Below are 12019 nucleotides of genomic sequence, written 5' to 3' on the forward strand. Positions count from 1 at the left end.
GAACTATGAACATTTATATAAACGGAACGGGTTGTGTCTCGCCGCTGGAAACAGCGATAGAAGGGCGTTTGCCATCGGCCAGGCCTTTGTACGACAATATCCGTCTCAAATCGGCAGAACCTGATTACAAGCAATGGATCGACATCAAGATGATCCGCAGGATGAGCCGTGTCATTAAAATGGGTGTAGCTGCAGCACAACTGAGTCTTCAGGAAGCGGGGATTTCCAAACCGGAAGGCATCATCACAGGCACTGCGTATGGTTGCCTGGATGATACAGGTGTGTTCCTCACCAAAATGATTAACCAGAACGAAGAAATGCTGACACCAACGGCATTCATACAGTCTACTCACAATACAGTGGCTGGACAGATAGCTCTTTTACTGGAATGCCATGCTTACAATAGTACTTTTGTACACAAGGGTTTTTCTTTCGAACATGCACTGATAGATAGTATCATGCAGCTGCGCGAAGGAAAGATATCCAACATACTTGCTGGGGCGATGGATGAGCTGACGAATCACAGCTTTAATATCCTTTCCCGTTTCAATTTATTTAAACACGCTCATTCCGGTGAAGGTGCCGCCTGTTTTGTATTGAGCACAGAGAAGGGGCCGAATGCCATTGCGAAACTGAAAGGAGTGTCTGTGTTGTATAAACCGGAATCTTTTCAAGAAGTGGCTGCTGATATCGTTGGTTTCCTTGCCGCACATAATTGTAGCCAGGAAGATGTAGACCTGGTTATTACAGGTCGTAACGGGGATCCGGCAGGGGATGCGTGGTATGAGCATGTGGAGAATAAGTTATTTAGTGAGTTGCCTGTGGCGCAATTTAAACATCTGTGCGGAGAGTATCCTACTGCCAATGCATTCGGTACCTGGATGGCCAGCAGAATCATTGCCAGTCAGGAAGTGACTCCTGCTGTATTATTCAAGGGAAATGCGCCAACATCGATAAAGAAGGTATTGTTGTACAATCATCATGACGCCTCGCATCATTCGATGATCCTCTTATCAATATGCTGACACACCGGAATACAAATATCGTCCTGATCGCACTTATTGCACTGTTTCTATGGCTGTCATTGCCATGGTGGGCATTTGTATTGCTGTTTATTCCTTATTCAGGCGCACTCGTATGGGGCGCCATGCAGATTCAGTCAGGTTTTTTTCTGAAAGCAGTATGTGCTGCTGAGACCGCAGAGAAAGTAGTGGCCCTCACATTTGACGATGGTCCACTCACTAAATTTACCCCACAGATACTCGATGTTTTACACAAAGCACAGGCACCTGCTGCTTTCTTTTGCATTGGCAACAGGATAGCAGGACAGGAAGCTTTGCTGAAAAGAATAGATGCAGAAGGACATGTGATCGGGAATCACAGCTACTCTCATCACTTCTGGTTTGACCTGTTTCCAGCAAAGAAAATGCTGGCAGAATTGCAACAGGTAGATTCCGCTATTGAAAAGTTGACAGGCAAAAGGCCTCGCCTCTTCCGCCCGCCCTATGGTGTGACAAATCCGAATGTACGCAGGGCTGTACAGAGAGGAAAATACACAGCTATTGGCTGGAATATCCGTTCGCTGGATACAGTGGCCAAACAAGCAGATGAACTGATGAACAGGATTTTATCTGGTTTGAAACCTGGTGCTGTCATTCTCATGCATGATTCAATCTCCCTCACTGTAGAAATACTGCCGGCATTGATCGCGCGCATCCGTGAACAAGGATATACTATTAAAAGAATTGATCAATTACTAAATATACCCGCATATGCGTAGATGGATAATAGCATTGATAATGATGTGTGGTGGGGTACAGGTAAATGCCCAACAGCATCCGGGATACAAACTGGTAGCAGACGTAGCAGGTTTTAAGCAGCAGTTTGCCACAGCCTCCCGTCAGACGCAGTCTATACAATGTGATTTTGTGCAGGAAAAAAACCTGAGCATGCTGGCAGACAAGATCACTTCCAAAGGCAAGTTCTGGTTCAAAAAAGAAAATAAGGTAAGAATGGAGTATACCACTCCATCGTACTACCTGCTGGTGATGAATGGCAAAGACATCAAAACCAAAGATGGTCAGAAAGAAAGCCATGTATCTACCAAAGGCAACAAACTGTTCGAGCAGATCAACAGGATCACTGTGGATTGTGTACAGGGAAATGTAGTGGACAATGCAGATTTTAAAACCACCATCCTTGAAAACACCGCTGGTTACCTGCTGGAAATGACACCAGTGAACAAACAGCTGGCACAGTACTTCAAGACCATCGTACTGCTGGTAGACAAGAAAGATCTGACTGTGAATAAGATTGAGATGTACGAAGCCGGTGGAGACAATACCACCATCAGCTTTCTGCACAAACAACTGAATGTAAATATACCGGATGCGACTTTTGCTGCTAAATAGTCTGTTGCTACTATGCATACTGACCAGCTGTACCAATGTATACAAAGACCTGCGACAGGCAACAGGCGATCCTGCCTGCATTACGCAGTTCAGGCCACAGTTTGACAATACATTGTACAGCACACAGGTAGATGTGATGAAGCATCACCTGAGTGGTTTACTGTTCTTCAAGCAAATGCCGGATAGCAGTCAGCGGGTGGTGTTTGCAAATGAGATGGGCTTTAAGTTCTTCGACTTTGAGTTTACTAAGGACGGACAGTTCATCAAGCATTACATGATGGACAAGATGGATAAGAAGGCGGTCGTAAAGACGTTGAGAGGGGATTTTGAGCTGGTGTTATTACATCCTGATTTACGGCAGGCAATAGTTAAGAAGGATGATAACTTTCGCTATGTAATCGTTCCTACAGCAAAAGGGAACAACTATTATATTACCGACACTACCTGTACAAAGCTGGAAAGGATTGAAAAATCATCTTCCCGCAAACCGGTAGTAAAGGCCTGGCTCACGGATTATAAAAACGGTGTGCCGGATACAATCCTGATCAGACATCAGGGATTCAAATTTAATATTTCACTACAACGCGTACAGAAATAATGTTAGCAGGAAAATTATATACACTGGAACAGACATTACAGGAGGCCGTAGACAGCGCCACTTATCGTATTGTGCTGAATGCGCAGCATCCTGTATTTGAAGGCCATTTCCCCGGGCGCCCTGTGGTACCCGGTGTAACGATGATGCAAACCATCCAGGAACTGCTGGAAGGCAGGTTACAGCAGAAGGTGGTGCTGAAAAAAGCCAGCCAGATGAAGTTTCTGAACATGATTGATCCAAATGCGAACCCGCAGGTGGACGTGACTATTCAGCACAAGGAACAGGAAGGAGAAATCAAAGTGACAGCCTCGCTGAAGTTTGATGTGCTCACATTTATGAAATTTCAGGGATCATTCGTAGCCGCTTCATGACGGAACAGCCAATATACAACGATCAGTTTTCGGCACACAAAGTAGCCGTACTGATTCCTACCTACAACAATGCCGGCACACTCAAAGCTGTGCTGCAGGATGTATTATCCTATACCCACCATGTGATCGTGGTGAACGATGGCAGCACGGATAGTACTACTGTTATCCTGGATGAGTTTCCGCACATTCAACGGGTGGAGTACACGCCGAACCAAGGAAAAGGTATTGCCCTGCGCAGAGGCTTTAAATACGCCATGCAGCAGGGGTACGACTATGTGATCACTATGGATGCTGATGGGCAGCACTTTGCTTCAGACCTGCCGGTGATGTTGGAAATGGTGAGCACGCATCCTAAGTCCATCGTGATTGGTGCACGTAATTTGCAACAGGAAAACATGCCCGGCAAAAATACATTTGCCAACAAGTTTTCCAACTTCTGGTTCTATGTGGAAACAGGGTTGAAAATGCCGGACACACAATCCGGTTATCGCCTGTATCCAATATATGCTATGAAGGGCATGCACTTCTGGTGTACAAAATATGAATTTGAAATAGAAGTAATGGTGCGCAGTGCCTGGAAGGGCATAGGCATCAATTCAGCGCCTGTAAAGGTATATTATCCGCCAGCTGAGGAGCGGGTTTCTCACTTCCGCCCGCTGCGCGATTTTTCCCGTATCAGTGTATTGAACACGGTATTGGTGCTGATCACCTTTCTGTATATCAAGCCACGCGACTTTATCCGCTACCTCTTCAAAAAGGAGAGCTGGAAGAGTATCTGGAATGATCATATTCTGAACAGGAATGAATCCAATGCGAAGAAGGCAGCGGCCATCGCGTTGGGGGTGTTCCTGGGTATCGTACCCATATGGGGTTTTCAGCTGCTGAGTGCTTACCTGCTGGCAGCGAGATTAAAACTCAACAAGGCTTTGGTGCTGATAGCATGTAATATCAGCGTACCGCCTATGATCCCTTTTATCATCTTTGTCAGCTTTGCAACAGGTAAGTTCTGGATGAAGAATGGCAGTATGACCATCAACTTTAGTAAGCAACTGAGCTTTGAAACGGTGAAGCTGAATTTTGAACAATATCTCTATGGTAGTATTACGCTTTCGATCGTGGCTGGCTTGCTGGCAGGATTGATAGTGTATGCATTACTTTCTATATTCAGGAACGATCCTATAAAACAAGACCAGCCAATTTAGTTAAGCATTATCAGTATGGGCAAAATATTCGTAGGCATATACAATTTCTTTGATCGTCACAAAGCATGGTGCTGGGCCTGTATGCTATTCAGTTTTGTACTGGTAGGCGTAGGGGCGTGGCAGATCCGGCTGGAAGAGGATATTACCCGTATTCTGCCCCAGGATAAAACCCTCGATAAGTTACAGCAGGTGTTCAATGATTCACACTTTGCTGATAAGCTGGTCATTACTATTTCACAAAAAGATAGCACTGCTGCTGCACAACCGGATAGTCTCACTGCATTTGCCGGTGAACTGGCTGATAGTGCAAAAGTACACCTGGCTCCCTGGATGAACCAGATCCAGGCACAGGTACAGGATAGTACCGTGCTGGATATGATGCAGGTAATGCAGGATCACCTGCCTGTATTCCTGGAAGAACAGGATTATGCACGCATCGATTCACTCATTACCCCCGGGCGCTTACAGCAATCACTGCAAAGCAATTATAACACCCTGATCTCACCGGCAGGATTGGTGGTGAAAAAAGTGATCGGCGTGGATCCTACCGGCATGTCCTGGCTGGGTATCAAGAAATTACAACACTTACAATACGACGACCATTTTGAGCTGTATGATGGTTACATCATGACGAAGGACCATCAGCACATCTTAATGTTCATCACTCCAAAGTTTCCTCCCAGTGCAACGGGAAAGAATACGGTTTTCTTAGATGAACTACAGGCGCAGATCGATTCATTGCAGGAACATCATTCATTTACGACCGCTTCTTATTTTGGAGGAACGGCTGTATCAGCAGGTAATGCGATACAGTTGAAAAAGGATTTGGTGCTTACACTGAGCATTACCATTGTTGTATTTGTGATACTGATTCCATTGTATTTCCGTAAAAAGAGAGCAGCGGTATTGCTAATGCTGCCGGTAGTATTCGGTGGCTTATTTTCCCTGGCCTGTATCTGGCTGGTACAAGGTAGCATCTCTGGTATTGCATTGGGTGTGGGTGCGGTCGTATTGGGGATTGCGATCAACTACTCCCTGCATGTATTTAACCACTACCGACATTTCCCCGACATCCGTGAGGTGATCAATGACCTTGCGGCACCGATGACGATCGGTAGCTTTACCACGATCGGTGGTTTCTTTTGTCTACAGTTCATAGAATCTCCTATTTTGCAGGATGTGGGCATCTTTGCTGCATTCAGTCTGATTGGGGCTGCATTGTTCTCCCTTATTTTCTTACCCCATCTGATTGTATTAGGAAAGAGAGAAGAAGTAGCTCATCATGACACCTGGTTAGATAAGATGTCTACTTATAAACCAGAGAAAAATAAATGGCTGGTAGGTGGTATTCTTGTGTTGACAGTGATCTTCATCTTTACTATGAAAAATGTAGCTTTTGAAAGCGATATGATGCGTATGAACTTTATGCGTCCTGAGCTGAAAGAAGCAGAAACTACCCTCAATAAGGTCAATGCTTACACCGCACAATCTGTATACCTGATCACCGAAGGTCCCGACCTGGAAACCGCCTTGCAACGCAGCGAAGCATTGCTGCCAGAGGTAAATCAGTTACAACAACAGGGTGCTGTGAAAAAGTATACTGGTGTGAATGTATTGTTACTTTCCAATCAGGAACAACAACGTCGTATTCAAAGATGGAACAGTTACTGGACACCTGAGAAGAAACAACAGGTCATTGCATATCTGCAGCAGCATGGCCCTGCCGTAGGTTTTAAACCCGCTGCCTTCGAACCATTTGCACACTGGCTCACACAGCACTTCGAACATATACCGGATGCAACCTTACATAACCTGCGTACAGGATCATTAGGCGATTTTATCACAGAAAAGCATGGTAAGATATCGCTCGTAACGCTGTTGAAAGTAGATCCTGCACAGAAAAAGACGGTCTACGAAAAGCTGGAACACGATCCCAATACTACCATTCTCGACAAGCAATATGTAACGAACCGTTTAGTAGTCGTATTGCAAAGTGAATTCAGCAGCATTGCCTGGATGACTTCATTGCTGGTATTCTTTGCATTATTAATCTCATACGGTCGTATAGAACTCACCATCATCACCTTTATCCCCATGGCCATCAGCTGGGTGTGGATATTGGGTATCATGGGGCTGTTTGGTATCCGGTTCAATATTGTGAATATTATTCTCAGTACATTCATCTTTGGTTTGGGTGACGATTACAGCATCTTTACCATGGATGGGTTATTGCAACGATACAAGACGGGTAAAGAAGAGAACCTATCTTCATTCCGTTCTTCCATCTTCCTGTCGGCGATTACTACTATCATCGGTCTGGGAGTAATGATCTTTGCAAAACATCCTTCCCTGAAGTCGCTGGCATTGATCTCTATCATTGGTATCAGCTCCGTAGTGTTGGTATCACAGGTACTGATTCCGTTCCTGTTCAACTGGCTCATTACTAACAGGGTCAATAAAGGCAGGGCGCCGTGGACACTGCATGGCTGGCTGAAGTCAGTGTTCTCATTCACTTACTTTGTATTCGGTTGTCTGCTTATGACGGTGATAGGATGGTTCCTGCTCCGTATCAATCCATTCAATAGGAAAGTTGGTAAGCGGTTGTATCATCGCTTATTGTCAAAATACACATGGTCTGTAATATACATTATGGGCAATGTGAAAAAGAAGATCATTAATCCTTTGGGTGAAAAGCTGGATAAGCCAGCTGTCATCATCAGCAATCATACGTCATTTCTTGATATCCTGGTCTCTACTATGCTGCATCCGAATGTGGTGCTGCTCACCAGTAAGTGGGTATGGAACTCACCTGTATTTGGTGCAGTGGTGAGAATGGCTGATTACTACCCGGTGGCAGATGGTGCAGAAGGTAGTATTGAGAAACTGAAAGAACAGGTAGACAATGGCTACTCTATCGTAGTATATCCTGAGGGTACCCGTTCTCCTGATGGTAAAATGAAACGCTTCCACAAAGGTGCTTTCTATATCGCAGAACAGTTAGGGCTGGATATTCTACCAATCATTATTCATGGCACAGGTTACACCATGAGTAAGAATGACTTCCTGCTCAAGGATGGGCATATCACGGTGAAATACCTGCCCCGTATTGCACCCGGTGATAACTATGCTGCGCGTACCAAGGAGGTGAGCCGTTATTTCAAAGCAGAGTATGAAGTGCTGCGTCAGTCCATAGAAACACCTGCCTACTATCGTGAGCAGATGATCTATAACTATATCTATAAAGGCCCGGTATTGGAATGGTACATGCGTATCAAAACAAAACTGGAAGGTAACTATGAACTGTTCGATGAGCTGCTGCCAAAGAAAGGCCGAATACTGGATGTAGGCTGTGGATATGGATTCCTGAGCTATATGCTCCACTGGATGTCGCCTGACAGAGTGATTAAGGGGATCGATTATGATGAAGATAAGATCATCACCGCACAGCATGGCTACCTGAGAGGAGAGCAGCTGTCATTTGAATGCGTAGACGTAACCAATTATACATTTGACAGGTACGATGCATTTGTGATCACAGATGTATTGCATTACCTGCAGGCGGACGAGCAGGCAAAAGTACTGTCAGCGTGCATCGATCAACTGGAACCGGGTGGCGTGATCATAGTAAGGGATGGAGACAGTGACCTCACCGAAAGGCATGAAGGTACCCGTCTTACTGAATTCTTTTCTACTAAACTGCTTGGGTTCAACAAGACAAAAGATAAACCCTTGTCCTTCTTTTCCTCATCAGCCATCGCCAATATTGTAGCAGCTAATGGCGCCGTGATGGAGAAAATTGATAACACGCGTTATACCTCAAATGTTATTTTTATCATCAAAAAGTTACCCCCTGAAGATGCAGCAATATGATGTCATAATTATCGGAAGTGGCCTGGGCAGTTTAGTTTGCGGAGCCATCCTCGGCAAGTATGGTTATCGCGTTTGTTTATATGAAAAAAACAGGCAGATAGGTGGATGTCTGCAAACTTATTCACGCGACAAGGCAATTATCGATTCCGGTGTACACTATCTGGGTGGCCTGGAAGATGGACAAACCCTTCACAAAGTGTTCAGGTACCTTGGTATACTGAACAACATGAAGCTGCTTCGCATGGAGATGGATGGTTTTGATCATATCCATTTCGGCAATGAGCCGCAGGTGTACAAGATGGCCCAGGGACGTAATAACTTTATTCAGCAACTGTTAACTTCTTTTCCAAAAGAAAAGGATGCCCTGCATGCCTATGTTAACAAACTGGAAGAAGTATGTGGCAAGTTCCCACTTTTTAACCTGAGAATGGGTAGTGCTGCTGAAAAGGAAAGTGCAATGGGAGAAGAGGTCTGCGCATTTCTGCGTAGTATCACGGACGATGAACGTCTGCAACATGTACTTGTGGGGAATAATATGCTCTATGCCGGTTTCCCTGAAAGAACACCGTTGTATGTACACGCCCTGGTACAACACAGCTATATAGAAAGTGCCTGGAAATGCATAGACGGAGGTTCCATCATTGCCCGTAGTCTGAACAAGACGATCCGTGCACAGGGGGGCGACATCATTCGTAATACAGAAGTAAAAGAAATCGTAGAGAAGGATGGGAAGGTGAGCCATATCGTACTGGAAGACGGTAAGGAAATAGGAGGGAAGTATTTCATTTCCGGTCTGCACCCTGCCCGTACCATCGGTATGTTAAAAGGTGACGGATTGCGTAATGCTTACAAGTCCCGTATTAACTCGCTGGAAAATACACCCGGTACCTTTATGATCAATGTGGTACTGAAGCCCAATACTTTTCCATACCTGAATCACAACATATATCATCACGCCACTTCCAATGCATGGGATGGCATTAATTATACTGCGGACAACTGGCCGCTGACTTACGCCATGTTCGTATCTGCCAGTACTGGTCACGAGGAATATGCTGATAACCTGTCTATTATGACCTATATGCGTTACGGAGATGTGGCGCAATGGCATGATACATTCAATACTGACGATAAGCCACACGAACGGGATGCCAGTTACCAGGAATTTAAAAAAGAGAAAGCTGAAAAGCTGCTGGATATGGTCTCGGAACAATATCCTCACCTGCGTAGCTGCATCCATTCCATGTACGTGGCCACGCCACTTACGTACCGTGACTACCTGAACATTCCGGAAGGTAGTATGTACGGCATGGTCAAAGATGCTAGAGAACCGTTAAAGTCTATGATTCCTGCAGCAACCAGAATACCTAATTTGTATCTTACAGGGCAAAATCTGAACTTACATGGTATTTTGGGGGTAACGATGAGCGCGGTGCTGACCTGTGCGGGGTTAGTAAATATTGAAACCATCGTGGAAGAGATAAATAAGAGTTAAGCAATTATATATGAACAAGGGGAAAAAACGGAGCGGATGGCGCAAATTGGGGAGAGCGCTGTTATTTATTTTTGGTAGCTTTTTATTGCTGCTGATAGCGCTGATTATTTATGTGGTGAGCGTAGGTCATATCAATCCACCGGATATTGCTGACAAGCGTGCACTGAAACTGGAACGTAAATCACTGGATTCAACGGCGTATACCATTGGCAACAACTGGTTCCGTAAGAGCAACAGTGGTCTGTATGAAATGTATGTAGAAGGAAAGCCTTTTGACAGAGGTGTGATCTATGGCAAGCTCTCTGCAGAACTGGTGAAAAGACAGGAAGACAACTTCACGGATCAGATAAAGAAGATGATCCCTTCCCAGTCGTACCTCAAGTTTCTCCGCTACTTTGTAGGTTTCTTCAACCGCAATCTGGCTAATAATATTGAAGAAGAGAACAAGGAAGAAATATACGGTATCTCTTTCTCTGCGTCTGACAAATACGATTTCATTGGTACTAACTATGAGCGCCTGCTCAACTACCACGCTGCACACGACATTGGTCACGCATTGCAGAATATGGCACTGGTGGGTTGTACCAGCTTCGCTACCTGGAATGACGCTTCTGCTGATAGTAGCCTGATCATAGGCCGTAACTTTGACTTCTATGTAGGCGATAAGTTTGCAGAAGACAAAGTGATTGCCTTCTATCATCCTGACAAGGGGTTCAATTTTATGATTGTGACCTGGGCTGGTTTCACCGGTTGTGCTTCGGGTATGAACCAGGCAGGTTTGACCGTGACCATCAATGCAGATAAGAGTAAAATTCCTACCGGTTCAGCAACGCCTGTATCGCTGGTAGCGCGCGAGATCCTGCAGTATGCAAAGAACATCGACGAAGCATATGCCATCGCAAAGAAGCATACCATGTTCGTATCTGAGTCTTTCCTGATTGGTTCAGCATTTGACAACCGTGCCGCCATCATTGAAAAGACACCAGACAGCATGGAGCTGTATGATCCTAAAAAGAACTTCATCACCTGCACCAATCACTTTCAGGGGGAGAACTTTAAAGCGACGCCTGAAAATATCAGGCAGAGAGATGAAACAGCTTCCGGTTACCGCTTTGAGCGCCTGACCGAACTGCTGAAAGAGAAAGGTCCGAATACAGTTCAAAACACTGTCGATATCCTGCGTGACCGTTTTGGCCTGCATGGTAAAGATATTGGTGTAGGTAATGAGAAAGCGATCAACCAGTTCATTGCACATCATTCCGTTGTATTTGAACCAAAGAAGAAGCTGGTATGGGTATCTACAGCACCCTGGCAGCTGGGTGAGTATGTATGCTACAACCTGGATTCCATCTTTAGCATGCATGGTTTACAAACGGATCATGAGGTGTACGATAGTAGCCGCATGATAGCACCTGATCCATTCATGCAAACAAAAGCCTTTACTAATTTTAAAGTATATCGTTCTTTAAAAGTTGCTGCACAGGCAGGAGTGGACCTGGATCCTGGTATGATACCAGCGCTGGATCCTGAATTTTACCATGCTTATGTAGTGGCAGGTGATTATGCATTCAAGCATGGTGACCTTCAAAGAGCAAAAGTATTTTATGAAAGAGCGCTCACCAAGGTGATCGCGAACAAATCAGAAGAGATCCATATCCGGAAACAAATAGAATTGTGTAATAAAAAATCATGATCTACGGCATAGGAACAGATATCGTGGACGTGGCACGCATAGGCGCCAAAATAGCCAGGGGGATTGGTTTTAAGGAACTTGTGTTCACCCCTCACGAGATCGCCTATTGCGAGCAGCAGGTACATAGCGAAGAGCATTATGCCGCCCGGTTTGCAGCCAAGGAAGCCCTGTTGAAAGCACTGGGTACAGGTTACATGCATGGCGGTGTACATTTCAATGAAATAGAGATTACCAATGATGCTACCGGCAAGCCATTGCTACAGCTGATAGGTAATGCACGCTTCCACTACGAACAGCTACAGATCAAACAGATTTTGGTTTCTTTGTCACATATTAATACCACTGCGGTGGCGACTGTGATCATTGAAGTCTGACAACC

Annotated in this window: 10 protein-coding genes; all 10 read left to right on the forward strand. The window is 45.0% G+C overall.

The features are described from left to right. The first annotated feature begins 5 nt into the window (after window positions 1–5). From SIO70_RS10740 to acpS, 10 genes are read left to right on the forward strand one after another with little or no spacing between them, the layout of a single operon-like run. Window positions 6–1025 (forward strand): beta-ketoacyl synthase chain length factor, encoded by a 1020-nt coding sequence (locus tag SIO70_RS10740; protein ID WP_320580865.1) that lies wholly within the window; start codon window positions 6–8, stop codon window positions 1023–1025. Beyond that, on the forward strand, window positions 1019–1780 hold the full coding sequence (locus SIO70_RS10745) for a polysaccharide deacetylase family protein (RefSeq protein WP_320580866.1): 762 nt from the start codon (window positions 1019–1021) through the stop codon (window positions 1778–1780). Before SIO70_RS10740 ends, SIO70_RS10745 begins: the two co-directional genes overlap by 7 nt. After that, entirely contained in the window at window positions 1773–2411 is a 639-nt protein-coding gene (locus SIO70_RS10750) for an outer membrane lipoprotein carrier protein LolA (RefSeq protein ID WP_320580867.1), read from the forward strand. Before SIO70_RS10745 ends, SIO70_RS10750 begins: the two co-directional genes overlap by 8 nt. After that, complete coding sequence (locus tag SIO70_RS10755) at window positions 2389–3009, forward strand: hypothetical protein (RefSeq protein WP_320580868.1); 621 nt, start codon at window positions 2389–2391, stop codon at window positions 3007–3009. Before SIO70_RS10750 ends, SIO70_RS10755 begins: the two co-directional genes overlap by 23 nt. After that, complete coding sequence (locus tag SIO70_RS10760) at window positions 3009–3380, forward strand: 3-hydroxyacyl-ACP dehydratase (RefSeq protein ID WP_320580869.1); 372 nt, start codon at window positions 3009–3011, stop codon at window positions 3378–3380. Before SIO70_RS10755 ends, SIO70_RS10760 begins: the two co-directional genes overlap by 1 nt. Next, window positions 3377–4582, forward strand: coding sequence for a DUF2062 domain-containing protein (locus SIO70_RS10765; protein WP_320580870.1), 1206 nt, complete (start codon window positions 3377–3379; stop codon window positions 4580–4582). Before SIO70_RS10760 ends, SIO70_RS10765 begins: the two co-directional genes overlap by 4 nt. Before the next feature lie 15 nt (window positions 4583–4597). Continuing rightward, the gene (locus SIO70_RS10770; protein WP_320580871.1) at window positions 4598–8452 is read left to right on the forward strand and encodes a 1-acyl-sn-glycerol-3-phosphate acyltransferase; all 3855 of its coding nucleotides are present in this window, start codon (window positions 4598–4600) and stop codon (window positions 8450–8452) included. Continuing rightward, window positions 8439–9947 carry an NAD(P)/FAD-dependent oxidoreductase gene (locus tag SIO70_RS10775; protein ID WP_320580872.1) on the forward strand — a complete coding sequence of 503 codons (1509 nt, stop codon included), beginning with the start codon at window positions 8439–8441 and terminating at the stop codon, window positions 9945–9947. Before SIO70_RS10770 ends, SIO70_RS10775 begins: the two co-directional genes overlap by 14 nt. Before the next feature lie 10 nt (window positions 9948–9957). Beyond that, window positions 9958–11640: a C45 family peptidase gene (locus SIO70_RS10780; protein ID WP_320580873.1), complete on the forward strand. Its 1683-nt coding sequence runs from the start codon at window positions 9958–9960 to the stop codon at window positions 11638–11640. Continuing rightward, window positions 11637–12014 carry a holo-ACP synthase gene (gene acpS, locus SIO70_RS10785; protein ID WP_320580874.1) on the forward strand — a complete coding sequence of 126 codons (378 nt, stop codon included), beginning with the start codon at window positions 11637–11639 and terminating at the stop codon, window positions 12012–12014. Before SIO70_RS10780 ends, acpS begins: the two co-directional genes overlap by 4 nt. Window positions 12015–12019: the final 5 nt, after the last annotated feature.

Origin of the sequence: Chitinophaga sancti, from assembly GCF_034087045.1 — a bacterium.
Classification (GTDB): domain Bacteria; phylum Bacteroidota; class Bacteroidia; order Chitinophagales; family Chitinophagaceae; genus Chitinophaga; species Chitinophaga sancti_B.